Source organism: Flavobacterium sp. MDT1-60, from assembly GCF_014844035.1.
GTDB lineage: Bacteria > Bacteroidota > Bacteroidia > Flavobacteriales > Flavobacteriaceae > Flavobacterium.
The window spans coordinates 3,868,847-3,894,390 of the sequence record NZ_CP062159.1 but is presented as its reverse complement, the minus strand read 5'-3'; the positions used below and the strand labels follow the sequence as shown (position 1 = coordinate 3,894,390).

At 34.6% G+C, this 25,544-nt stretch carries 25 protein-coding genes; 11 read left to right on the top strand and 14 right to left on the bottom strand.

The features are described from left to right. The first annotated feature begins 54 nt into the window (after positions 1 to 54). The 3 genes from IHE43_RS16260 to IHE43_RS16250 all read left to right on the top strand — a co-directional run bounded on the left by IHE43_RS16260 (position 55) and on the right by IHE43_RS16250 (position 2,149). Complete coding sequence (locus IHE43_RS16260) at positions 55 to 609, top strand: hypothetical protein (RefSeq protein ID WP_225585163.1); 555 nt, start codon at positions 55 to 57, stop codon at positions 607 to 609. 32 nt (positions 610 to 641) lie between these two features. Beyond that, the gene (locus IHE43_RS16255; protein ID WP_192184872.1) at positions 642 to 812 is read left to right on the top strand and encodes a hypothetical protein; all 171 of its coding nucleotides are present in this window, start codon (positions 642 to 644) and stop codon (positions 810 to 812) included. Between the two features lie 365 nt (positions 813 to 1,177). After that, positions 1,178 to 2,149 (top strand): hydrogen peroxide-inducible genes activator, encoded by a 972-nt coding sequence (locus tag IHE43_RS16250; RefSeq protein ID WP_192184871.1) that lies wholly within the window; start codon positions 1,178 to 1,180, stop codon positions 2,147 to 2,149. Positions 2,150 to 2,458: 309 nt separating this feature from the next. Here the strand turns inward: IHE43_RS16250 and IHE43_RS16245 are convergent, their stop codons facing one another. Together IHE43_RS16245 and IHE43_RS16240 are read right to left on the bottom strand one after the other, a co-directional pair. Beyond that, positions 2,459 to 3,256, bottom strand: a complete 798-nt coding sequence (locus IHE43_RS16245; protein ID WP_225585161.1) for an alpha/beta hydrolase — start codon at positions 3,254 to 3,256, stop codon at positions 2,459 to 2,461. Positions 3,257 to 3,296: 40 nt separating this feature from the next. Next, positions 3,297 to 3,716, bottom strand: a complete 420-nt coding sequence (locus IHE43_RS16240) for an OsmC family protein (protein WP_192184870.1) — start codon at positions 3,714 to 3,716, stop codon at positions 3,297 to 3,299. Between the two features lie 460 nt (positions 3,717 to 4,176). On the opposite strand from IHE43_RS16240, the gene metN reads away from it, so the two are divergent. From metN to IHE43_RS16210, 6 genes are all read left to right on the top strand, one after another. Further along, positions 4,177 to 5,208, top strand: coding sequence for a methionine ABC transporter ATP-binding protein MetN (metN, locus tag IHE43_RS16235; RefSeq protein WP_192184869.1), 1,032 nt, complete (start codon positions 4,177 to 4,179; stop codon positions 5,206 to 5,208). Further along, positions 5,201 to 5,854 carry a methionine ABC transporter permease MetI gene (locus tag IHE43_RS16230; protein WP_192184868.1) on the top strand — a complete coding sequence of 218 codons (654 nt, stop codon included), beginning with the start codon at positions 5,201 to 5,203 and terminating at the stop codon, positions 5,852 to 5,854. Before metN ends, IHE43_RS16230 begins: the two co-directional genes overlap by 8 nt. A gap of 35 nt (positions 5,855 to 5,889) precedes the next feature. Beyond that, positions 5,890 to 6,708: a methionine ABC transporter substrate-binding lipoprotein MetQ gene (gene metQ / locus IHE43_RS16225; protein ID WP_192184867.1), complete on the top strand. Its 819-nt coding sequence runs from the start codon at positions 5,890 to 5,892 to the stop codon at positions 6,706 to 6,708. 504 nt (positions 6,709 to 7,212) lie between these two features. Next, a complete protein-coding gene (locus IHE43_RS16220; protein WP_192184866.1) occupies positions 7,213 to 8,205 on the top strand; it encodes a transposase in 993 nt (330 codons plus the stop codon). A gap of 204 nt (positions 8,206 to 8,409) precedes the next feature. Continuing rightward, positions 8,410 to 8,973 carry a Crp/Fnr family transcriptional regulator gene (locus IHE43_RS16215; RefSeq protein ID WP_192184865.1) on the top strand — a complete coding sequence of 188 codons (564 nt, stop codon included), beginning with the start codon at positions 8,410 to 8,412 and terminating at the stop codon, positions 8,971 to 8,973. Between the two features lie 173 nt (positions 8,974 to 9,146). Further along, complete coding sequence (locus IHE43_RS16210) at positions 9,147 to 9,536, top strand: RidA family protein (RefSeq protein ID WP_192188235.1); 390 nt, start codon at positions 9,147 to 9,149, stop codon at positions 9,534 to 9,536. Positions 9,537 to 9,798: 262 nt separating this feature from the next. Here the strand turns inward: IHE43_RS16210 and IHE43_RS16205 are convergent, their stop codons facing one another. From IHE43_RS16205 to IHE43_RS16150, 12 genes are all read right to left on the bottom strand, one after another. Then, on the bottom strand, positions 9,799 to 11,034 hold the full coding sequence (locus IHE43_RS16205; RefSeq protein ID WP_192184864.1) for a hypothetical protein: 1,236 nt from the start codon (positions 11,032 to 11,034) through the stop codon (positions 9,799 to 9,801). Between the two features lie 68 nt (positions 11,035 to 11,102). Then, positions 11,103 to 13,829 carry a helicase-related protein gene (locus tag IHE43_RS16200; RefSeq protein ID WP_192184863.1) on the bottom strand — a complete coding sequence of 909 codons (2,727 nt, stop codon included), beginning with the start codon at positions 13,827 to 13,829 and terminating at the stop codon, positions 11,103 to 11,105. A 355-nt stretch (positions 13,830 to 14,184) separates the two neighbouring features. Continuing rightward, positions 14,185 to 14,586: a response regulator gene (locus tag IHE43_RS16195; protein WP_192184862.1), complete on the bottom strand. Its 402-nt coding sequence runs from the start codon at positions 14,584 to 14,586 to the stop codon at positions 14,185 to 14,187. A gap of 1 nt (position 14,587) precedes the next feature. Next, complete coding sequence (locus tag IHE43_RS16190) at positions 14,588 to 15,844, bottom strand: ATP-binding protein (RefSeq protein ID WP_192184861.1); 1,257 nt, start codon at positions 15,842 to 15,844, stop codon at positions 14,588 to 14,590. 2 nt (positions 15,845 to 15,846) lie between these two features. Further along, complete coding sequence (locus IHE43_RS16185; RefSeq protein ID WP_192184860.1) at positions 15,847 to 16,146, bottom strand: circadian clock KaiB family protein; 300 nt, start codon at positions 16,144 to 16,146, stop codon at positions 15,847 to 15,849. A gap of 3 nt (positions 16,147 to 16,149) precedes the next feature. Beyond that, positions 16,150 to 16,446 carry a circadian clock KaiB family protein gene (locus IHE43_RS16180; RefSeq protein ID WP_192184859.1) on the bottom strand — a complete coding sequence of 99 codons (297 nt, stop codon included), beginning with the start codon at positions 16,444 to 16,446 and terminating at the stop codon, positions 16,150 to 16,152. 7 nt (positions 16,447 to 16,453) lie between these two features. Further along, a complete protein-coding gene (gene kaiC / locus IHE43_RS16175; RefSeq protein ID WP_192184858.1) occupies positions 16,454 to 18,127 on the bottom strand; it encodes a circadian clock protein KaiC in 1,674 nt (557 codons plus the stop codon). Positions 18,128 to 18,888: 761 nt separating this feature from the next. Next, complete coding sequence (locus IHE43_RS16170) at positions 18,889 to 19,698, bottom strand: SDR family NAD(P)-dependent oxidoreductase (protein WP_225585158.1); 810 nt, start codon at positions 19,696 to 19,698, stop codon at positions 18,889 to 18,891. Positions 19,699 to 19,921: 223 nt separating this feature from the next. After that, positions 19,922 to 20,554: a TetR/AcrR family transcriptional regulator gene (locus tag IHE43_RS16165; RefSeq protein WP_225585156.1), complete on the bottom strand. Its 633-nt coding sequence runs from the start codon at positions 20,552 to 20,554 to the stop codon at positions 19,922 to 19,924. A 541-nt stretch (positions 20,555 to 21,095) separates the two neighbouring features. Continuing rightward, positions 21,096 to 21,701, bottom strand: a complete 606-nt coding sequence (locus tag IHE43_RS16160; protein ID WP_192184857.1) for a DNA-3-methyladenine glycosylase — start codon at positions 21,699 to 21,701, stop codon at positions 21,096 to 21,098. Positions 21,702 to 21,948: 247 nt separating this feature from the next. Continuing rightward, positions 21,949 to 22,251 (bottom strand): hypothetical protein, encoded by a 303-nt coding sequence (locus IHE43_RS16155; RefSeq protein ID WP_192184856.1) that lies wholly within the window; start codon positions 22,249 to 22,251, stop codon positions 21,949 to 21,951. A 15-nt stretch (positions 22,252 to 22,266) separates the two neighbouring features. Beyond that, positions 22,267 to 22,407, bottom strand: a complete 141-nt coding sequence (locus tag IHE43_RS16150) for a hypothetical protein (RefSeq protein ID WP_192184855.1) — start codon at positions 22,405 to 22,407, stop codon at positions 22,267 to 22,269. Positions 22,408 to 22,699: 292 nt separating this feature from the next. On the opposite strand from IHE43_RS16150, the gene IHE43_RS16145 reads away from it, so the two are divergent. Next, on the top strand, positions 22,700 to 23,275 hold the full coding sequence (locus tag IHE43_RS16145) for a biliverdin-producing heme oxygenase (protein ID WP_192184854.1): 576 nt from the start codon (positions 22,700 to 22,702) through the stop codon (positions 23,273 to 23,275). Beyond that, the gene (locus tag IHE43_RS16140; protein WP_192184853.1) at positions 23,265 to 25,541 is read left to right on the top strand and encodes an ATP-binding protein; all 2,277 of its coding nucleotides are present in this window, start codon (positions 23,265 to 23,267) and stop codon (positions 25,539 to 25,541) included. Before IHE43_RS16145 ends, IHE43_RS16140 begins: the two co-directional genes overlap by 11 nt. Positions 25,542 to 25,544: the final 3 nt, after the last annotated feature.

The window sequence follows — 25,544 nt, the reverse complement described above, 5'->3', positions numbered from 1 at the left end:
TTTATTTGTAAAAATAATATTACAATTTATTTTTACAGCATAAGAAATATTGATATGTTTGCAAGAAAAAAATTGACAAATATTGATGTTTATGAAACTATTGTATCAAGAGAAAATTCTATTATTCAGTATCTTTTTGAGAGCGTAAGACAAAAGAAACTTATTAAAGCTGTACAGTATTCTAAATTAGAAACGAAGACAGGCGAAATACTATTCAATTTAGGCTTTGGAGACTATGATTTTGAAACTAAAAGTATTTCTGATAGAGAAAATAGTAATAATGGAGATATGAGAAACGTTTTTAATACAGTTTTAAGTACTGTTCCTAAATTCTTTAAAGATAATCCGGGTTTTCCAATTTATTTTCAAGGGAGTGATGGCAAAGATTCATTTGAAGATGAATGTAGAAATTCGTGTTCTAAAAACTGTTTTGGGATTTGTAAAAATAAAAACAGAAGAATGAGAACTTATACTTATTTTTTAAATAAGAATTTTAAAGAACTTTCTGAATATTATACTTTTTTTGGACTTGATGAAGCTACAAAAGTGTTTGTACAATATGTACCAAAAAAAATATATATTGCTGTACTCGTTTATCAGAAAAAATAAATAATTTTGTATATACTCAATTACTTAGGATTATGGGAAAAGATATTAAAATGGAAAAAAAAGTAAATATTATCTATATGTCTGAAGCAACGAAGAAAAGAATTTCTAAGGCTTCTGATGAAATAAATGGTAAAAACCTATTTACGGATAAAATTGAGCTTGCAAAAAAAACCTTGCAGGATGTAAAATCACTACCGATTTAAATTTATATTAATCATAAAAAAAGCGTTTAACCGCAAAGCCCGCAAAGGTTTACGCAAAGTTCGCAAAGCTATATTGACCCAGCTTTGCGAACTTTGTGTTTTTACAGAGCAAACCTGGATAAAATTCCTTCGTGCACTTTGTGGTTAATTTTCTACAGTTTTATAATCAAAATTGAGATTTAACTGCAAAGCCCACAAAGATTTACGAAAAGTTCGCAAAGCTACAAACACATAGCTTTGCGAACTTTGTGTTTTTACAGAGCAAACCTGAGTAAAATTCCTTTGCGAACTTTGCGGTTAAATTTTCTTCAGTTTTATAACCAAAATTGATATCTTCGTATCTTTATAAAATAAAATTATAATCAATGACGATCCAGCAATTAAAATATATTGTAGCCTTAGACGAAGAACGCCATTTTGCAAGAGCCGCCGAAGTGTGTATGGTAACACAACCCGGACTCACAATTCAGTTAAAGAATCTGGAAGAGGAAATCGGAATAAAGATTTTTGATCGTAATAAAGTGCCGTTGACGCCCACTATTTTAGGAACCGAAATCATCAATCGCGCGAAAAAGATTCTCCGTGAGGCCGATGATATTCGGGATTTTGTGGTGAATGAAAAAAACCTGTTGGAAGGGGAGATCAAAGTCGGTATCATTTCCACTTTATCGCCTTATCTGATTCCGTTGTTTATTAAAGCGATGAAAGAGGCTACTCCAAAAGTACATTTCATTATAAGAGAATCCAATACCGGCCAATTAATGAAAGATGTAGAAACGGGAACGATTGATGTTGCTATTATGGCAACGCCTACCGGAAATGCTAATTTAATTGAACATCCTATTTTCAAAGAACCTTTTGTGGCTTATTTGAATGAATCGCACCCAATGTCCAATGAAGCTTTTTATGAATTACAGCCCGGAGATCAAACCGAATTATTGCTTTTACACCATGAGTTTTGTTATAACGCCCAGCTTTTGGATATCTGCGGATTAAAAAATTCAGATAAGATAAAAGAACAGTTTACCTACGACATCAGTTCCATAGAAACCTTAAAAAACTTAGTACGAGCTCAATTGGGATTTGCGATTATTCCGCAGCTTTCTACACTCAATGAAGGCACAACCGGACTTTTTAAGCCTTTTAAAGAACCCATTCCGGTAAGAGAAATAAGTCTGGTGGTTTCAGATTCGTTTTCAAAGAAATTAATCTTAGAGAAAATGAATGAAGCCATCTGGAATTGCCTTCCGGATTCCCTCAAAAAAGACTTCGCCTATCGAAAAATTAGATGGAACGATTCGCCTTACTTTGTGAAAGCGGTCAGCAAGTTTATGTAAACTAAAATAAATTCCAATCTTAAAAGATAAATTCCAATTTTAAAAAATTCCAAAACTAAAATTCCAAATTCCAAATCTGCTGCGATTTGAATTTGGAATTTTTATTTTAAGGATGTTCTCTTTAGTCTCGATTTGTCATTCCGACGGAGGAGGAATCTCCGCAAGTAGCTCCGCACAGAAAGTTGCCAATCTTTGTAGAGTTACTTGCGGAGATTCCTCGTACCTCGGAATGACAAGAATACAAAAGCCTGACCGTAAAATCAGGCTTTATTATGTGATGGAATTAATTTATAATTCACAATTTATAATTTACAATTTCTTTGATGCCTCGATAATCACATTAGCAACCTTCGCTGGCTGCGACATAAAAACAACATGGCTTCCTTTTATTTCAGTAACCTTTGTATTTGAACGTTTGTACATCGCACGTTGAATTTCTGGTGCAATACTTTTATCATCAGTGGCAACAACGGCATAAGAAGGTTTATCTCTCCAGGCGGCTTTTGTAATAGGAGTTACAAATCCTTTGGCATAAAATGCGCCTTGCGATGCATACATAAAATCAGCTTCTTCTTTGCTTAGATCACCAGCAAAACCAGCATGGAACTTTGCTTTATCGTAGTAAACAATTCCTTTATCATCAGGAGGCAATACACCGTTTTCAGGGGCGGGAGGTGCTGTTTGCAACCATTGAAGTGCAGATTCTCCATTATCAGGTTGGAAAGCAGCCACATAAACCAAAGCAGCCACTTTTGGATGATTTCCTGCTTGTGTAATTACAGCACCACCCCAAGAATGTCCAACTAAAATGGTTGGTCCGTCTTGTTTGTCTAAGACTACATTTGTTGCAGCAACATCATCTTCCAAAGAGCTTAAAGGATTTTGAACAATACTAACAGTATACCCTTTTTTTGTTAGAATTTCATATAGTGCTTTCCATCCTGAACCATCTGCAAAGGCACCATGAACCAATACCACATTTTTAATTTGTGCTGTAGATGCTTTAGTTTGTGCATTAACATTTGCTGTTGCAAATAAAAAACTAAAGATAAATGCTGCGAACATGAAATAACGATTCAATTGTTCTTTTAAATTTTGTGTTTTCATTTTGTTTGTTTTTAAAGTGTTGATTTTTAATGTGTTAAAATTAAGAAATTAATGACACAGCCAAAGTAATTTCAGTATTTAATAATTTAGAAATAGGACAAATTTCTTTTGCTTTTTGTGCTGCCAGTTGAAAATCTTCTGCTGAAATTCCGGGAACTTTTCCAGTCAGTTCTAATTGAATTAAAGTAATCGTTCCGTCTTCGAAAGTAACTTTTGCTACTGTATCTAAATCTTCCGGTACAAATCCGGCTTCAGAAAGTAAAAAGCTCAATTGCATTGTAAAACAGCCTGAATGTGCCGCTGCGATTAATTCTTCAGGGTTTGTTCCTACACCTTGCTCAAAACGGGTTTTGAAAGATAATTGTGCTTCGTTTAATGTTGTGCTTTGTGTACTGATGGTTCCTTTTCCTTCCATTCCTGTACCTTTCCAATTTGCGTTTGCTCTTCTTGTAAATTTCATGATTTCTATTTTTTAAAGTTGTTTTAATTATTTCAAATCAATTGTTTGATTTTGATGAGACAAATTTATGGTGAGTATGTTTATTAATCAAATTAATAATTTTTTAGTGTTATTAAAATAAATTATAATGATAGCGTTTAAAGGATAGAATAGAGTATGTCAAAACAAATATTTTTTTGAAAATGCTGTAAATACCTCTGAAATTAAAGTAATCTACTATTTTGATAGGTTAATAAAAGTTTTGATGAATTATAGGGTAAAATCAAAAATAACTCTTTAAATTTGCAACCACAATGAGAAATAATAGCCAGAATATGAAGAATTATTATAATCGCAACGTCATGATGTGCTGTGATGCAGTAAGAATTGGATTGGCTTCTATATAAAATAACACTATTTTTTCAAAAAGCCTTTCATGAGTATTTGAAAGGCTTTTTTGTTTTTAAATCTATATTAAAGAATGATTGAATTAAAAAACGTCAGCAAAACTTTTCATCAGAAAGACCGAATTGTTTCGGCTTTATCAGATGTTTCGCTTAAGGTTCCGCCCGGGAAAATTTTTGGTGTAATCGGAACTTCGGGAGCAGGAAAAAGTACTTTAATCCGATGCGTTAATTTACTGGAAAGACCCACTTCGGGAGAGATTATTGTGGATGGAAAATCCCTGATACAATTATCAAATGCCCAGCTTGCTATTGAAAGAAGACAAATCGGAATGATTTTTCAGCATTTTAATTTACTTTCCTCCAGAACAGTCTTTGAGAATATTGCTTTTCCGTTGGAATTAGCGGGAACTTCAAAAACAACAATTAAAGAAAGAGTTTTAGAATTACTTCAATTGGTTGGTTTAACCGAAAAAGCAAATGATTATCCGGCAAGCCTTTCGGGAGGACAAAAACAAAGGGTTGCCATAGCCAGAACATTAGCCAATAATCCAAAAGTTTTATTGTGTGATGAAGCAACCAGTGCGCTTGATCCTGCGACTACGAGATCTATTCTGAATTTACTGAAAGATATTAATCGCCGACTTAATATTACGATTTTACTGATTACGCACCAGATGGAAGTTGTAAAATCAATTTGTGATGAAGTAGCGGTAATTAGTCACGGAAAATTAATAGAGCAGGGAAGTGTGGGCGAAATTTTTGCCGATCCAAAACACGAACTGACAAGGGAATTTATTGCCTCTTCTTTACATCTTGATATTCCTGCTGTTTATCTGGAAAGATTACAAAAAGAGGATGGCGAAAACTTAAATCCGCTATTAAGACTTGAAATGACAGGAAAGTCAGTAAATGAGCCTGTAATATCTGAAGTTTCGCGATTGTTTGATACTAATTTTAAAATCATTAGTGCCCAAATGGATCAGGCAGGCGAGGTTAATTTTGGAATTATGCTGATCGAGTTATCCGGTAAACGGGAAAACTACAAGGCGGCAATCGAATATTTTATATCAAAACATATTAAAACAGAAATCATAGGTTATGTCTGAATCCATTATTGAATTATTATTAAAAGGAACCTGGGAAACGATCATCATGACGTTTTTGTCTGGCTTTTTTGGTTTTCTGCTAGGACTTCCAACAGGTATTTTGCTTTTCCTTACCCGAAAAAATCAAATATTAGAACAACCCGTTTTAAATAGAATAGTATCTATTTTGGTGAATATATTCCGTTCTATACCCTTCATTATATTAATCGTCTGGATGATTCCGTTTACCCGCGCGATTGTCGGAACCTCTATTGGTGTCAGTGCGGCATTGGTTCCGCTAAGTATAGGGGCAGCACCGTTTATTGCACGATTGGTAGAGAATAGTCTTTTAAGCTTGCCATCCGGATTAATTGAAGCCGCAAGAGCTTTAGGCGCAACACCTTTTCAAATTGTATACAAAGTATTATTGCCGGAAGCTTTGCCTTCTTTGATAAACGCAGCATCCATTACTTTAATTACACTTGTAGGTTACTCTGCAATGGGCGGAGCAGTAGGAGCGGGCGGTTTAGGACAAGTGGGCTATCAGTACGGTTATATTGGTTATGATGCTGTAACTATGAATTCGGTATTAGCTTTACTTGTGATTCTGGTGTTTCTTATTCAGTTTGCCGGCGACACTTTATCAAAACGATTTGATCACAGATAGTATCAATTAAAAATTATCAATTAAAAATTATACGCATGATTAGTAGAACAAATTTTTTAAAATTAACTGGAATTATTGCCTTATCACTTGTTGTTGCCAATTGCGGAAAAAGTAAAAATAATGATCCACATTATATTAAAGTGGGTGTAGCTTCAGGACCAGAATTGAAAGTAGCAGAGGCTGCTAAAAAAGTCGCTAAAGAAAAATACGGACTTGAGGTTGAATTGGTTTCTTTTAACGATTATGTAATTCCGAACGAAGCGTTGAGCCAGGGCGATATTGATGCCAATGCTTTTCAGCACAAACCTTATTTGGATGAGCAGTCTAAACAACGGGGTTACAAATTAGCCATAATTGGAAAAACATTTATTTATCCGATTGCGGCCTATTCTAAAAAAATAAAAAGTCTTTCTGAATTGAAAAACGAAAGCACGATCATTATTCCAAATGATCCAACAAACGGAGGGCGTTCGTTACTACTTTTGGAAAAAAACGGTTTATTAAAATTGCGTGCAGGAGTTGGTTTATTACCAAAAGTGACAGATATTATAAGTAATCCCAAAAATCTAAAAATATTAGAATTAGAAGCGCCTCAATTGCCTCGTGCTTTAGACGATCAAAATGTTTCGATTGCTATTATCAACAACACTTTTGCTTCTCAGGCCGGTTTGGTTCCTTCACGTGATGCCTTGTTTGTAGAAGATAAAGATTCTCCGTATGTAAATCTGGTGGTAAGCCGTGAAGACAATAAAAATGAGGAAAAGGTAAAACAGTTTCTTCAGGCCTTTCAATCTGCAGCAGTAGAGCAGGCAGCTGTTCGCGAATTTAAAGGCGGGGCTGTGAAGGGGTGGTAATTGAAGAAAAAATGCTAGAATAAAAAAAACTGCGTAAAATCCTTTTAGATTTTACGCAGTTTTTTTTTGATACTAGTATTGCTAAGAAAGATGTAATGTTTAAGAGTTATTACTGGTTCGTGCTGTATTCTTTTATCTTATTTCTTTTCTAAAATGCTTAATAAATATGTAAATTTTTTCCTTCAAATTTATTAGTTGCATTAAGATTATTTGCTATATTTAGATTAAAGAATTTAAAAGTATTGAATCGATTCACATTCCTGATATGCGATAAATAGCCATCTATATAATTGGGATTGATTAGCGTTGTGTGAGACGCGATGAATCGCCATCTTTATAATTGGGATTGATTAGCGTTGTGTGAGACACGATGAATCGCCATCTATATTGGGATTGATTAGCGTTGTGTGAGACGCGATGAATCGCGTCTGTACTTTGCAGATTATCATGAATATATAGAGATGATCGATTGCTTTTATCTTAGAAAATGAAATGAAAATGAAAATGAAAAAATTTCAGAATAAATATCGCATTCCATCAGCCAGATTAGAAAATTGGGATTATGGTGCAAATGGTGCCTATTTTATCACAATATGTACGGATAAGATGCAGCATTATTTTGGGGAGATTTTTGAACGTGAAATGCAATTGAATGAATTGGGAAAATTAGCCCACGATTTATGGCAGGAGATTACCAATCAATTTCCATATGTCGAATTAGGAAATTTTGTAATCATGCCCAATCACATGCATGGAATATTAATTATCAATAAATCTGCATCCGTAATGACGCGATTAAATGATAATAAAACCGTAGAGACGCGATTCATCGCGTCTCCTCCCGAAAATGCAGATCCAAATTCGCAATTAAATAATAATGATGTAGCCCCACAATTAAGTAATAACGAAAATGCAAAGACGCGAATAATGGATAATGAAACCGTAGAGACGCGATTCATCGCGTCTCCTCCCGAAAATGCAGATCCAAATTCGCAATTAAATAATAATGATGTAGATCCACAATTAAGTAATAATGAAAATGCAAAGACGCGAATAATGGATAATGAAACCGCAAAGACGCGATTCATCGCGTCTCCTCCAGAAAACGCAGATCCAAATCCGCAATTAAATAATAATGATATAGATCCGCGATTAATTGATAATGAAATTGTTGGGACGCAAATAATGGATAATGAAACCGTACAGACGCGATTAATCGCGTCTGTACTAGATCCGCGATTAATTGATCATGAAATACGCATATGCAAGGGCGGGATTGCAGGAGATAAAAATCCAATGCTAAATGAAAATATATCGCGTATTATTCGATGGTATAAAGGCAGGTGTAGTTTTGAAATGCGTAAAATTCATGCTGATTTTAAGTGGCATTCCAGATTTCATGATCATATTATCAGAAATTCTAAATCATTTGATACTATTCAGACCTATATAGAAAACAACCCTTCCAAATGGGGAGAAGATAAATTTCATAAATAAAAAAAGAGCCATCAATCCGAAGCTGTCTTAGAAAATAACTCCATCAGGCAAATATTTTATTTAAAATATGCAGCTGTGAAATTCCGGATTAATTCTTTCCTGATAGCCCGAAAAATAGAAGCAATCGACTTAATGATAAATGCTTTATTTTTGCAATAAACAGATTTAAATAAGCAACGCTTATTCGGATTAACAACTCTTTGTATGCACGAAAAATTAAGGCAACATATCGAAAAAATAGTACCTCTTACAGCTGATGAGTTTGCGTTTATAAGCACCCATTTTACCACTAAAAAATTTAAGAAACACCAATTTATTATACAGGAAGGCGATACGGTCCGGTATTGTTATTTTGTAATTTCCGGGCTTTTAAAACTCGTTCATACAGATAATGGAGGAAAACCGCACATTGTTTCTTTTGCAATGGAAGATTGGTGGGAAAGTGATTATTACGCCTTTTTTACGCAGACGGAAGCCACATTATCCTTAGAATGTTTAGAAGATACCGAAGTTTTGTGCTGTACGCTAGAAGATTATAATAACCTTTGCGACGGCCTCCAGAAAATGCAGCGCTTCTTTCTCGAAAAAGCCAATTTTGGTTTTCTGGGTTCACAACGCCGTATTATTTCATGGTTGACTTCCAACTCCAAAGAGCGTTACGAACAATTGCTCAAACAATATCCGTCGCTAATGCAGCGCGTTCCCAAAAGTTTGATTGCCTCTTATTTGGGGATTTCGCGTGAAACTTTAAGCCGTTTATCAGCTTAGTGTGATATACCTCACTTTATATTTGTGATTTATGTCAAGTCGCGGTTTACGGATAATCGGGAACTTTGCTTTGCAAATTTAAAATAGCAGTTATGAAAAAAATCACGACGATTTTAGCTATTACATTATTCACAATGGTGTCTGGAATGGCACAAAATAAAAACGCAAAGCAAATGGAAAAACACATCACAAATCCGTGGAAATGGCAGGACGAGCGCAGTTATGTTCAGGCTGTCGAAGTAAAACAACCAGCAGGAACCTTATATGTTTCCGGTCAGGCTGCAGTGAATGCTGACGGAACCTCAAGCACCGAAGATATGAAATCTCAAATCATTTTGGCGCTGCAAAATCTGGAAACGGTCGTTACCCAGGCAGGATACGAACCTAACGGAATTGTCAGACTCACTATTTATACGACTTCGGCAGCGGAGTTTTGGCCTCATTTTTCGCTTTTTCAGGATTGGATTGCCAAACACGGCATTAAACAAGCTACCTCTTTAATGGAAGTTAAAAGTCTTTTTGAAACGCTAAAAATAGAATTTGAAGCTACGGTTGTAAAGTAATTTAATTGTTATTAATAGTATTGAGGAATATCTTAAAACGGAAGTTTTAGATATTCCTCTTTTTTTTGTTGTTGTGAAAAAGTTGTTAGGTTTATTGTATTTAAGTAGACCTTAGTTTAAAGTCGGAGACTTTGAGGCGTTTTTGTTTTCAATTGTGGGCTTGTTGAAATGGCGCAAAGTCAGAGACGTTTGCGCAGCGAAAGAATGGAACACTTTGCGGAGCGGGGATGTATTGAAGTATTTGATTAAATTATTCAATAATTTATAAGGTAACTCCAACCTTATCAATTATTTCTTTAAAAGACCAAATACTATTATTAACATTTAAATTTTCAATAAAAATTGCTTTTGATATTTGTAAAGGAATATGATTAATATGTCGATCAATAATTTGATTTAGTTTTTGAACTATTGGATTTTCTAAGCTATACTCAATAGGTTGTAATTTTGAAAAATCATAAAATTCAATATTATTATATTGCCATTTAATAACTTTACATCTTGGAATAGAAACAAAGCTAGCTGCATTTAAGTTGTTGACACTAAAATCGGTAAGTAATTCTAAGTCAAAAGTATAATTTTCTGATGGGTGAATAAATTGCATAAGCATTCCTTTTGAAAATAAAACTTTCATTATTGGAATAGGGTAATTATCATGCAAATTTCTAACTAATTCAAAGGCTCTTTCTAATTCTAATTTATAAACAGGTAATTCTAAGTTATGATGAGCTTCAGGATTTAAAATCATTAATTTAGATTGTTTGAAATTTGTTTTTATTGCTTCAGTTACAGGTAAATTTAGTTTTTCATATCGCTCAATAAATAGTTTCCAATAATGCTCAAGGTTATGGTATTGATTGTCTATCGTTTTAGAAAATTCATCAGGTATTCTATCAATAATTAATTTTTCTAACTCTTTTCTTAAATACAAAGAACTTGTTGTGTAGTCTTTGGCTTGAAAATATTTTATTGCCTTGTCATAATAATTTAAACCCGACGGAATCAATATTGGGTTATCCGTTTTATTTTCTCCTGAATGAATTTCCATTATTTCCCATTCTTTCTTTTTCTTTCGCTGCTCAATCTTGAAAATACAAAAATCAAAAAAACTTTTTTCGTGGGTAAAAAGATATATTTTATATTTTGAAGCATACTCATCCAATAAAATATCCAAAACCTTATCCCTATTACTCATATCCATACTAACCAATAAATCATCTAATGCAAGAAATTGCCCAGCAAAGTCTGGTCTAATACTACTGTCTAGAAGACTAAATCGAACGGATAATGCAATACTGGTTAATTTGGCTTCGTTAAAATAGGACTGTGGTCTTGTCATTTCGGTATATGTACCGTCAGCGTTTAATGTTTCAATTTTTAAATCTATTTCAGGAAAGTTAAATCCAACATAGTTATACCATCTTTCATAATTTCTATTATCCTTAGAATAAAATTGTTGATGTCCATTTTTAAATTCTAATTTTTTTGAATAATTCAAAGAAATTTTAATGTTTTCATTATGAATAGCTTGAAAATGTTTTGTGTAAAAAGTATTTACTAATGTATTTATTTCTCCAATCCAATGCGATAAATCATTAAACGCCCTACACGGCTTTTTAATGGTAAATCTTTTAATCGTTTGTATTCTTTATGATTGTCGTTAAACAATTCGCGAACTATTTCAAGATATTGTAAACGCTCGTCCACTTCTTCTTTGGGCTGTAAGTCGCCCAAAGTACTTTCAATTAATTCTTCTTTCTCTGAATATATTTTGTTGTCTTCCCCAAAAGCGGAGTGAAAACCTTGTAGCTTTTTTAATGCTTTTTCGTTTAATTCAATTAAGCTATTGGATTGTGCTGTTGGATAAAAGTTATAGACCAAAATTTCTTTTGCTTTTGTACCAATACGATTGACGCGACCAATACGTTGCATTAATCGAGTGGCATTCCAAGGAATGTCATAATTTAGAATTACGTTAGAACGATGTAAGTTGATTCCTTCCGCCAATACTTCAGTAGAAATTATAATATTATAATCGTTTTCGTGCTTGTCTGGATAATTAGCATCAAAGTTTTTTCGAATGGTATTGAACTTTTGTTTGTGGTTTTGAGCACTGATTGCCAATACATCTTTTCTTCCTGCTTTTTCTAATTCTCCTGCTAAATAGTTTACCGTTTCTTTACTTTCGGAAAAAATTACTAATTTCTTTTCAAGGTTATTAGTTTCTAATAATGTTTCATTAAGAGATTCTATAAATTTCGCCGTTTTTGGATCATAGTTAACAAAATTCCATTGACTCAATAAATTATCTAATAATTCTTGGTCTCTTTTTAGACCTTCCAATAATTGAGGGTCAAAATCAGAAGCTTTATAAGTATTGTTATTTGGAGAATTCTCATTCAGTTTTTCTATAATGGCTTCTATATTGTCTTCCTTACCATCTTCATATAGTTTGTTAATATCTAAATCAGGTGCAATAAATATTTTGTTGTTTTCAAACATGTTAATCATACGTTGATTGGAAATACAAAAACGATTTAATGAGCTCTTAAATGCAAAAAAACTACTTTCCAAACGTTTGACCATTTGGGTCTTCATAATCATCGAAAGTTGTCTAGAAATCAATTGCGCATTATCATATAAATCAGCGTGCTCATCACTAATAAACTCCACTGCTCTATATCTGTAATATCCTAAATCTTCAACCAATTTACTTATGGTTTCAAAAAACAACACTTCTAATTTATCATCAAAAGCATATTCAATTTTTTTAGGATCTTTTACTTCCGGAAAGGACATTCCTTGAGCAGTAACATCATCGTTATAACGTTTTATGTTTTTAATATCTGCCCTTGTTCTACGAATTACTAATTCAGTGAATATTTTATCTCTAATTGGAAGATAAATTTCTTTTACTTTTCTAATTAGTTCATCCTGATCTTTTATTTTGTAGAGATTTTTATATTCTTCTGCTTTATTTGAAAAGAAAGATTGCAAGTTTGGAACTCCTTCAATAGTTGATTTCCTTGCATCCTGAAATAAATAAATCTGATTGGCAATATCATCAGGTTTATTATTTAAAGGCGTTGCTGAGATAAGGATTACTTTTTTCTTTCTATCAATATCATTACCCACTGTTACTCTTGGAGTTTTGCAAATCAATTCTAATAAGCCGTACATATTAGAATTTGAAGTCCTAAATTTATGAGCTTCATCTACAACAATTAGATCAAAATCTTCTGGATTATGATAATTAGCATTATCTCCATCAATAATTTTATGCAAACTACCATTTGAAATAAATTGAATATAATTTGTCAATCCAAAATCTTTAACTGTAGTTTTCCAGTTAACTTCGAGAGCATTTGGATAGACAATCAGAACCTTAGTGTTGTATCCATTTTTCTCAATATATTTTTTTATTATTCTCGTAGCAATAATTGTTTTTCCTAAACCAACTACATCGGCCAATATAAAACCGTTGTGTTTCATTAATTTATAATATCCTTCTGCAACTGCATCACCTTGATACTGTAAGTTGGTATATCCTTCTGGTAAGTCTTTTCCTGAAATCTTATCTCTGATTATCGCATCACCAAAGTACTCAATAAGCATTTTAAGATAAACTTCATATGGTGTTATATCTTCGTTTAGATAAGTTTTCTTTTTTAATCCTTTGACATCAATCGGCAGTAATTCAGTTGCTTCACTCCAAAGTTCTTCAAACTCTTTTGTAGCAAAAAGAACATCTTCATGGTCTTTTAAAAGAACATTAAATTCATAGTTTGAAGCGTTATTAGTTCCTAAGCCAGCTTCTGTTAAATTAGAAGAACCAGTTATAACACTGCCGTTAGTGTGTTCATTAAAAGGATTTGGTCGAAATATATAAATTTTAGCATGTAAGGCTCTTTTACCATGAGCTTTAATTATCACCTTTTTAGAAATAATATCTTCTATAAATTGAATAATTCCCTCTTCTATTTCTTTTTTATAAGATGCCTTAGATATATCCTCTGCAACAAAATTTAGATATTCTTCCTTTGTCTTATTCCTATTTTCAAGATATAATTGTCCTTTTTTTTGTGCTTCTGCAGATAAGTCATCAACATTAATACCAACTAAGATTCTTATTTCAGGCACATTTTCTAAGAAAGGTCTTAAATTGAAATACCCTGAAGCTCTAAAATAGCCAATTAGCGCATCAAAATAATGAACGTTCTGATTTTTAAAGACTCCTTCAAACTTATTAATTAGGCTGTTAGTATCTTTATTTGTAAAAAACTTTGTTGACATTTAATATAATTCTGTTAATCTTCAAAAATACTATTTTAATTGTTTTAATTTTTCTTTTAAGGCTGCTTTTATTTTACCTTAAATGAAAATAAAAGTATCCTATATTTTAACATTATGTAAGTCTATGTATGTTTTAATGAAAGTATATAATTTTGATAATTATAGCTTACATAAATTTTGAAAACAAGTTTAATAAAATAAAAATTTCTTAAGAACCAAATCCCCTAGCCCCGATAGAAGCGAAAATCCTTTTGTACTGGGGTTCGGTACAAAAGATTGCAGCGGATAGCAATAAACAGCTCCTAATAAAAAAACGAGACCCTCTCTAAAAGAAACATCTCGTTTTTATAATTTATCACTCTTCAATACTACTTAAAATCGTCTTCGGGATTTCGGCGAAAGCCTCGTAGGAGTAAGGCTTAATGAGATAACCTTTTACGCCCAGTACATCGCATTTTTGTTTGTATGAAGGATTTATACTCGTGGAATAGACAAAGCAGGGAATATTTTTGAGGTCGTTGTGGTTTAAAATTTCCTGCAGGGCTTCGATGCCGTTGAGTATGGGCATGTTAATATCCGTCAGGATTACGTCGGGGTTTTCGTTGGCCGCATCTTTTAGGAAATGGAGGAGTTCTTCGCCATTGGCTACGAGACTTACTTTTCCGAAATTGGGGTTGTTGTGAAAGATTTCACAGATTACATCAGCATCATCTTCGTCATCTTCGGCTATGATGATATGGAGGTTTTTTTGCGGCATTTTATACAATTGGAAAGTAAAGATTAAATGTTGTCCCTTCGTTCAGTGTACTTTCAACTGTGATGTTTCCGGAGTGGTTTTCCATAATCTTCTTGCAAATCGCGAGGCCAATACCGTTTCCTGAATACTCGTTTCGGGCATGCAGGCGCTGAAAAATCGTAAAAATCTTAAGAAGATGGCCGGACTCCATTCCAATACCGTTGTCTTTGATCTGAATCTTGACAAATTTACTATTTTGATTTGGTAATTCAACGTCTAAATTGTCGGCCTGATAAATTTGTATCACCGGAGGTTTGTCTGTCTTGCAGTATTTAATGGCGTTGGATATTAAATTCGAGAAAAGCTGGCGCATTTGCACTCTGGATGCTTTTATTACGAGCAGTTTTCCGATTTTTATTTCGGCATTTTTGTCAGTGATCGTAACTTCCAGATCTTCTAGTACTTCAGAAATGACGGTGGCCAAATTAATTTCGGTACGTTCTTCCTGCGCGGTATGCGACGAGTATTGCACCAAATCATCTACAAGCGAATTGAGTCGCAAAACGGATAATTTTATGATCTCCATCGATCTGGCGTCAACCCCGTTTAAATAGGTGCCGTCAATTTTTCCGTTGTGCATGACGATTTTGCGCAGCGGTTCTTTTAAATCGTGCGAAATCACGTGAATGAATTCTTCGAGATTGCTGTTGATTCGGTTCAGCTCGTTGATTTTGCCTTCGAGTTCCTGCTGATGTTTGAGTAAGGCTTCTTCGTGTTTTTTCTTTTCGGTCAAATCGATTACGACGATTCCAATCGCATCTACAGAAGGTTCAAGATCTGTGAGCGATATATAGGCCGGAAAAGTATTTTCGGTACCATTAGTCCTAAAAAAGATTTCGTGCGTGCTAAGGCCGTATTTTAAGGTTTCAATAAGCGTTACAAATTGCGAGGCATTATCGAAATATTCCTGTATGTAATTTCCAATGATTTTTTCTGAAGGAATATTGACCAGTTTTGCAAAAAAATCGTTGCAATATAAGATCAGGCCATTTTTGGTAATACTCAGGGCACCCTGCCTGAATTTCTCTATAAGCAGCCTATAGGTATAATCGGCCGTTTCAAGCGAATAAAGCTGCGGCGTTCCGTTGGTGTTGACGACCAGGGCATCAACATCTCCTTCTTTTATAGCATCAATAATATTGTTTGATTCATCAAGTCTTTCCTTTAATGATTCAATTTCGGCTAATAAAGAGTCTATATTTTTATCGTTTACTATCAAATCTATTCACTTAAATTAAGTATTCTCAATACCTTTTCCCGGTCTGATAAATCTCCGAGGATGATTCGTCTGGGAGCAGGCTGTATTTTTATTAAAGTTGGTATCGCCACAATTTGATGTGTAATGGCCGACTCTGTGTCACGGTTGATATCTACGATTTCTAATTCGTAGTTGTCCTTGAGATATTTGTCGCATATCCTGCGTAAATTTTCGATAGCATGTCCTGATTTAACAGACATACCGGAAACGAAAAGCATGAACTTGTGTTTGGTGGTATTTGTTCCATCAGCTGAATAATCCATTTTTTAAGCGTTTACGGGTTTGATATTAAGCCCTACGAGCACTCTTTCCTCATTTGAAAGATCACCAATGATCTTGCGAATAGGTTCCGGAAATTTTCTGACCAATGTGGGTACAGCCAAAATCTGGTCGCCTTCGGCCAATTGGGGATTCTTGAGCAAATCGATAATTTCGATGCTGTATTTCCCAGCCAGATGTTCCTCTGCATACTTTTTTATATTTTCAAGCGCCTTGATCGACTTTGGCGTCTGACCTGCTATATAGAGCAGTAACTGCCATTCGGCTACGACTTCTTTTTTCATCTTGTTGTTATTTTTTCTTAGAAGACAGTTGTTCCTGCAATTCTTCTGTGGCTTTCAGAATACTTAATTCTTCCTGAGCCGATTCGAATTCATTTCTAAGGGCTTCAATATTGGCTTCCAGAACTTTGCGCTTGCGCTCAATTTCCCTGTCTTTTCGGCTAATTTCATTCTGAAGCTTAATATCTGATATTGTTTTTTTGAATTTGTGTGTTTGTCTTGCAGTACCCGTAAGGATTCCCTGCGGCCCTATTTCTACATCGAGTAATTCAATTCCTTTACCGGTAATGACAAATTCCCTCACCTGGTTGGAATGGCCCATTCCTCTTGCTTTGATAATAAAGATTCCACGGTTTCTTTCGCCAATTCCTTCCATGTCGCGCACTGTGAGCCAGGTATCGACTAATGAAGATACGGATTCTTCGGCAAGATCAGGCCTGAAATTATCGGTTTGTTTGTTTAAAGATGTAAAAAGAGCCGTTATATTGTGCGCTTTTAGCATATCGATAAGCCTTACCAACATCGAACGTACTTCATGTTCGTTTCCTACGGTGATCAAATTGCTTATTGGATCAATTATAATGGTTGTTGGATTGAACTCTTTAATTAACTTTCTAAGGGTAAGCAAATGCAGCTCTAATCCGTTCAGCGAAGGACGGGAAGAATGAATTTGCAAAGTTCCTTTTTTGATATGTTTTTGAAGGTCAATGCCAATGGATTTCATATTGCGCACCAATTGTTGCGGCGATTCTTCAAACGCAAAATAGATTGTTTTTTCGCCCTTTTCGCATTGTTCATTGGCAAAATAACAGGCGACGGTTGTTTTTGCCGTTCCCGCTGTTCCTGAAATCAAAATATTACTGCCGCGATAAAAACCACCGCCATAAAACATATCGTTTAAACCCGGAACTCCTGTCGAAACAATTTCAGAACTAACTTCATTATTCAATTTTAGAGAAGTAATAGGCAATACCGAAATTCCATCCTCATCAATTAGAAACGGATATTCGTTGGTACCGTGCGTAGATCCTCTGTATTTTACGATTCGGAGTCTCCTGGTCGAAACCTGTTGAATAACACGATGGTCCAGAACGATAACGCAGTCTGAAACGTATTCTTCCAACCCCTGACGGGTAAGTGTTCCTTCGCCGCGTTCTCCGGTAATGATTGCCGTTACACCTTTGGTTTTAAGCCAATGAAACAAGCGTCGAAGTTCGGCTCTCAGAATGGCCTGATTGTCCAGACCTGCGAATAAAGATTCTATAGTGTCCAATACTACACGGGTCGCTTTTACCGAATCGATGGCGTACGCTAATCGGATGAATAAACCATCTAAGTCGTATTCGCCTGCTTCTTCAATTTCTGATCTTTCGACACGAACGTGATCGACTACGAGTTTTTTGTTTGCTTTGAGCTTTTCAATGTCAAAACCTAATGATTTTACATTTAAAGTAAGGTCGTCCGACGGCTCTTCAAAAGACATGAAGACCCCGGTTTCGTTATGTTCTGTGATTCCTTTAATCAGGAATTGCATGGACATTAATGTCTTCCCACAGCCGGCACCACCGCAGATTAAAGTTGGACGTCCTTTTGGGAAACCTCCGTTTGTAATCTCGTCCAGTCCGTCAACTCCGGTTGGAGTTTTGGGGAATATAAAACTATGTGATTTTGATTTTTTTTGCACTTTTATTTAAATATACTGTTTACTCAAATATACGTTTTCTTACAGAATTGACAATTAATATTTATTAAAGATTTAACAGCTGTTTAAAGAAATTGTAAAGAATTATGGTAAAATAAGGGCTTTGGTTGCTTTATAATCGGAATTAAAGTTAAATTACTGAAATGTGTGGTGGTTTTTTAGGTGGGAAATATGTAAGATAAAAGAGGGAAGATGTAATGTTGTTTATTGGTGGATGTTAGATGTGAGAGGCAAGAAGCTAGATGTGAGATGTTAGATGCAAGAAGCAAGATGTTAGATGTAAACTGTGAAATGTAAACTGTGACTGTAAACCGTGACTGAAAACTGTGACTGAAAACTGTGACTGAAAACTGTGACTGTAAACCGTAACTGTAAACCGTAACTGTAAACTGTGACTGTAAACTGTGACTGTAAACTGTGACTGTAAACTGTGACTGTAAACTGTGACTGTAAACTGTGACTGTAAACTGTGACTGTAAACTGCGACTGTAAACTGCGACTGCAAACTGCAACTGAAAACTTTGATTGATAACAGGTGTAAGAAATAATCTATTTTAAGAAATAATCTAATATGGAAAAATAAAGTTTTCAGTCGCAGTCGCAGTTTTCAGTGTGACTGAAACTGCACACTGTGACTGCACACTGAGACTGCGACTGAACCTGAAACCTAAAACCAAAAAAACGAGATCATTTCCTAAAGAAACAATCTCGTTTTTAATCAACTTAAAAAATCAGAATATAAATTATCCGTGTGCTGCTACAGAAACGTCAGCCCATTCTTCCCAGGTGGCTAGTTTTTGTTCGTAGGTTTGTTTGGCGAATGGTAAAGCTACTTTTCCTAAGAACAGGCGTAGAGGAGGGTTTTCCGCTTCGACCAATTTAATAATGGCCGGTACTGTGGCGTTAATTTGTCCGAAAGTATCAGGATCATGTCCTTCTGCAATGGCTTTTTTAAGTCCATCATAAGCGGGAATGCTTTCGCTGTTGAATCCATTACCCCAGATATCTGTGAAATAGCCATTTGGTTCTACCAAAGTTACGTTGATTCCAAATTGTTTTACTTCTGAAGCCAAAGTTTCAGTAAGGCCTTCAACGGCAAACTTAGAAGCATTATAAAGTCCTAAAACTGGCAAAGTCGCGATTCCTAAAATAGAAGAAACCTGAATAATGTGACCGCTTTGTTGTTTTCTCATGATGGGTAAAACAGCTTGCGTTAACCATAAAGTCCCGAAGAAATTGGTTTCGAATTGTGCTCTTGCTTCTTGTTCTGAAGCTTCTTCAACTGCACCGTTTAAAGCATAACCGGCATTGTTGATCAGGATATCAATGGCGCCGAAATGTTGTTGTACTTTTTCTACGACTGCAAAAGACTCTGCGCGATTGTTTACGTCTAGTGTAAGAGGTAAAATTGCATCTCCGTATTGCGCTTTTAAGTCGGCCAGGGTATCGATATTTCTTGCTGTTGCAGCTACCTTGTATCCTTTTGCTAAAAATGTTTCTGTCCAGGCTCTTCCGAATCCTTTTGACGCTCCTGAAATTAAAATTGTTTTCATAATTGTGAATTGTAAATGGTGAATTGTAAATTGTTTAATTGTGTATTTGTTTAATCGTGTAACTGTTTAAGCGTTTGTTGTTGGCTAGAGTGTTTAAACACAGAGAGACATAGCTTTGTTTAATTGTTTATATGCTTCATTGTTAACTATTGATCTCTGCACCTTTGTGCCTTTGTATCTTTGAAAAAACATGACCGAAAGGTCATTTTTTAAATAAAAAAAATTAGAGGCTGTTTTCCTCTATGGTTTTTTTGAGGGTTTTGACGATGATTTGCATTTTTTCGTTACTGCCGGACACTCTTGAAATTAGGTGACCGCCTTCCATCATGGCAAACATAACAACTGAAAATTCTTCAGCGTTCCAATCCGGTTTAAATTCTCCGTTCGCAATTCCTTTATTGACAATACTTGCCAATAATTGTTGGTTTGCACTACAACCTTTATTTATTTTCTCTTTTACAACAGGGTTGGTATCATCAGCTTCTGTTCCGAAATTCAGTAACGGACAACCACCGGTTAGAGGTGGATTTACACCATTGCTGAAGAAATCGATATATGTAAATAACTCTTCTTTTGCTGTTTTGCTTTTGTAGACTTCCACCATTAATTTATCGGTTAATATTTTCATATTGTGATCTACGGCTGCGCAGGCAAGGACTTCTTTGTTTTCAAAATGAACATACATGCTGCCTTTAGACAGTTTGGTCGCCTCCATAATATCGCTCATAGAAGTTGCTGCAATCCCTTTTGTATTAAAGATTGGGGCTGCTTTTTCTATGATGAATTGTCTGGTTTCTTCTCCCTTTGCCATGATAGCTTTCATTTTTACTCTGCAAATATATGACCGATTGGTCATTTATGCAAATTTTTTATGATTTATTTATGAGATGGCACGCAGATGACGCGGATTTAGGCGGGTTTGCGCTGGTTTTTTGCCACAGATTGCATAGATTTAAGGGATTAATTTCTATACTTTGAAATTTATGGCACGCGGATGACGCGGATTTAGGCGGGTTTGCGCTGATTTTTAAAAAAGATAGCCACGAATTCACGAATTTTTATATTACTAAGCGCAATCATTCGTGAATTCGTGGCTATTTAAGCGTATAGAAACTAATCCTTCTTAATCTGTGCAATCCGTGGGCAATAGTGAGTAAGGCAGATGAAATCATTTTAATCTGTGAAATCTGTGGCAAAAACTTCATTAAAAATAATCTGTGTAAACCCGTTTAAATCCGTCTAATCCGTGGCAGTTAATTCACGCGGAATTAGGCTAATTTGGGGTGGTTTTTTGGTGAAAAAGCACTATAAGTAAAATCAATAGTACGTGTTTAAGTAATTGTTTTTCTGAATATTAATTGTGTTTTGTTGATGTGTTTCTTTAGTGTTGTTTGCGTCTAGATCTTATTCGGTTTGCTGACATATTTATTGCCTTTTATGAAGAATCTCCAGGGTAAAAAGGCGTCTTCCTGCGCATAGCCAACACCAACTCTGGGGGTTGCGACAATTTCATTTTCTGTATAGCGAATGCCATGATCTTCTATCCAGATTTCTTCTCCTCCTAAATCTTTTTGATTAAATGAATTATTAATTCCCAGAGCCTTAGCCGCAGATCCCGGACCAGATGAAATAGCGCTTTTGCTAATAGGCATATTACGTCTTAGTTCTATTATTTCTGTACCAATCAAGGGCTCAATCGCTCTTATTAAAACCGCGTGAGGCTGGCCTTTAACGGAAGTTACGACATTAAACAAATGATGAATTCCATAACATAAGTACACATAAGAAACGCCGCCTTCGCTGTACATTATTTCGGTTCGGTTAGTGCGTCGTCCGCCATAGGCATGAGATGCCTTATCTATTTCGCCAAAGTAAGCTTCAGTTTCTACAATTATGCCTGCAGTTATTTGTCCTTCAATTTGAGTAAATAACACTTTTCCGAGCAAATCTTTTGCCAGAAAAATCACGTCTTGATTTAAATAATAGGATAATGGTAACTTCAAAATTAATTAATTTAATACTTTAATAAAATGTTATTAATTACTTGTTTATTAGTAGTGTACTTATTTATATTGAAAAATTATTTCTATAATAATTGCGTTAAGTAAATATTGATAGTGATCTTTGTTCAGCCTGAAGTTTTGCCATTCAAAAACCTGAACTGTTGATTAAAAATACAAAAGCTCAATTGAAAAATTGAGCTTTTGTATGAAATAAATATTCAGTTTAAAATGATTATGGAGTTTCTAATTAAGAATCAGATTTGTCTTTTTTATCAAAATCTTCATCTGAATAATCGTTTAGTTCTTTCTTTAAGGCATCATTGAGATGACGGTCAAATCCAGGTTCTATATCCTGTTCTTTTTGATACTTATCACCAGAATCAATATAATTTTCACGATCTGTCTGGTCAGTAGTACCCGGGCCAAATTGTAGAGGCTCATTAATTGCAGGGTCTCTATTTGACATAGTTTCCCAATTAATGCGTTGCTCTTCCGGATGAAAATTGCGATCGTCCCGACCGAAATCTTCGTTGGTTTCATGTATCAGCATAATATAAGTTTTAAATTATTTTTTCATCAGAACTGATTTTCTTGTCTCAATGCTTGATTTTTCATTACTTCTTGAAGAAGTTGATCTTGAATCTGCTTTTTTGGAAGATGTTCTTGCACTTTCTTCGACATTAGTTTTGTGATTTGAAATATTCATAAACTTCTTTTTAGTTATTCTACAAATCTAAAACTGATACAATGCAGATGCTTATACTTTTTTGTTTTTTAATTGTATTATTATCAGGTAGTTAATGTGTAAGGTACGATTTTTTTATAAGAAGGTAATTATAATTTGCCTAAAAGATTTATTTGTTAATGTCGATTAAGAATATTCTTAAATGTGTTTTTTTGGTTGGTTTAAAAAGGTCAGAAATTAAGTATATTTGTAAATCAAGAAAATTACAATCAAAATGAACCCCAATTTGAATTCCTCCTTGTCCTTAGATTTTTTGAGTACACTTAAAGCAAAAACAGCAGCTTCGCATAAAAGACTGGAAAGTTTACCGGTTTCTTCCTGTATTCTTTCACCAGATATGAGAATACAGGATTATGTGCATTATTTAAAACTTATGTATGATGTTCACCATAGTGTAGAAGAGACTATTTTTCCATTGTTATTAAATGTTTTTGATGATCTGAATGATAGGGAAAAAAGACATTTAATAGAAGAAGATCTTACTTTCTTAAAATATTATAAACCTGTTGCAAGTCCCGTATTTAATACTAAAAAAAATATAACAATTCCATTTGCATCTGGGATTTTGTATGTTGTAGAAGGTTCTTCTTTAGGTGGAAGATTTATATTAAAAAATATCGAATCAATTCAGGGACTTAATGAAGGAAAAGGGGTTTCTTATTTTTCAGGATATGGTAATAAAACGGGAAGTTATTGGAAAACGTTCTTAAATGTATTAACCGCATATGAAGAAGAAAATAATTGTGAAGAAGAAATAATTGCAGGAGCAATTTATGCTTTTGATTGTATTCACGATCATTTTATGCAGACTAAGATAAATGAAAATTAGAAATATTGTAAACAGAGATATCGTTAATTTAACGAATTGCGAGCATGAACCTATACATGTTCCGGGCAGTATTCAGCCGCATGGTTTTCTGCTTGGTGTTACAGCAGATTGGAAGATTGATTTTTGTACTGAAAATATAGCCGCATTTGTTGACTTATCTTATAAAGAAACAATTGGTAAAGATTTTTGTGCAATTTTTGGAAATAAGGCAAAACAAGAAATTGTTAATTATATCAGCGATGATAAAAATTCAATGATTTTTCCGCTTGAAATTGAACTCTTAGGAAAATCATTCCAGTTGAGCATTCACAAGAGTCATGATATTTATGTGCTGGAGGCTGAGCCACATTTTGGTAAAAACGAACAAATTGCTCAATTGTACACCCAGACCATACAGTTTGTATCCAATATGAGCAGCACTAATACGCTGCAGGAATTATGTGCGCTTGTTGCAAAGGGAACACGTGACATAACAGGCTATGATCGTGTTATGATTTATCGTTTTGATGCGAATTATAATGGTGAGATTTATGCCGAAAATTGCAGGGAAGATTTAGAGCCATTTTTAGGATTGCATTATCCGCATACTGATATTCCGGCCCAGGCCAGGGAATTGTATATGAGAAATCAGCTTCGATTGATCACTGATATTGATTACGTTCCTGTGCCTATTTTTACCACTGATGATAAAGAGAATAAAAATCTCGATTTAAGTCTTTCCATTTTGCGAAGCACATCTCCAATTCATGTTGAATATCTTAAAAATATGGGAGTGGGAGCGACGCTAACTATTTCTCTTATTCATCATGACAGATTATGGGGACTAATTGCCTGTCATCATTATTCGGCTAAAAATATTTCTCCAGAAATTAGACTTGCTGCTAAACTTCAGGGACAATTTATTAGCTCTCAAATCGATTTACGGCAATCTAGAGATGAGTATCAGATTGTGCGTAAAACATCTTTAGCTTTAGAACATTTAACAGGTTTAGATTTGCCTCCAAATCCGTTATCATTTGCCTCTATTAGTGCAGATCCCGAATTATTGAATCTTTGTAATGCAACCGGTGTTTCTATTTGCATACGGGGCGAAATTTACAAAAATGGTGTAACACCGTCAGATGATCAGATTAATGCAATTATTGCAAAGATTGGTAACCTGACTAAAGAAGCAATATTTACTACTAATAAACTAACAGATTATTTTCCGGAGTTTAATCAGTGTTCAGACTTTGCCGGGATTATTTATCATTCCCTTAGTAATGAAAATAGTATTATCTGGTACAGACCAGAGACAGTATCTGAAATAAATTGGGCAGGTGATCCTGAAAAAGCGATTGTAAAAGACAGCAACGGACTTCATCCCAGGAATTCATTTAATATCTGGAAACAAATTCTTAAAAATCAGAGCAGCAATTGGTTGCATGCAGAAATAAATGCAGCAGCAAGTTATGCGCATGCACTGCACAATCAAATTATTTTAATGATGCTGAGTGAAGAAGAAGAAAAGTATAGAAGCCAGAGCGAGATTTTAAAAGAAACCAATGCTGAGCTTGAAAATATCAACTGGATCAGTACACACGATTTGCAGGAGCCTTTGCGAAAAATTCAGCTTATTATTTCTAAACTGTTTTTGGAAATTGACAAGGCGCCTCCACAGTCCGTTCATAACTCCTTGCAACGTGTCTCAAACTCAGCAAACCGAATGCAGGTTTTGCTTCAGGATATCCTTAAATATACCCGTATAAAATATACCAAAGATACCCTTCAAAAAATTAATCTAAACACTATCATGGAGGCTACTCTTGATGAAATGAAAGAAGTAATTAATGAAACGGGTGCTGTAATTGAGTATGAAAACCTGCCTGAAATTTACGGTATTCATTTTTTAATGAAACAGTTGTTCTCTAATATACTGCAAAATTCTATAAAGTACGCGGACAAGGAAAGAGTACCAATTATTAAAGTGACAGCTTCGCAAGAGCCGGAGCCTTATAATTTTTCAGACAAAATCTTTTGCCATTGGATTACTTTTACAGACAATGGTATAGGCTTCGAACAAGAATATGCAACATCTATTTTTAAAATATTTACAAGATTGCATACTCAGGAAGTATATAGCGGTTCAGGCGTAGGGTTAGCATTATGCAAAAAAATAATGCAAGCTTTTGGCGGCACGATCCGCGCTGAGGGAAAACTGGGAGAAGGCGCTGTTATAACGATTTATTTTCCTTGCGATCATTTGAATTCGCTATTGGAAATGTAATTA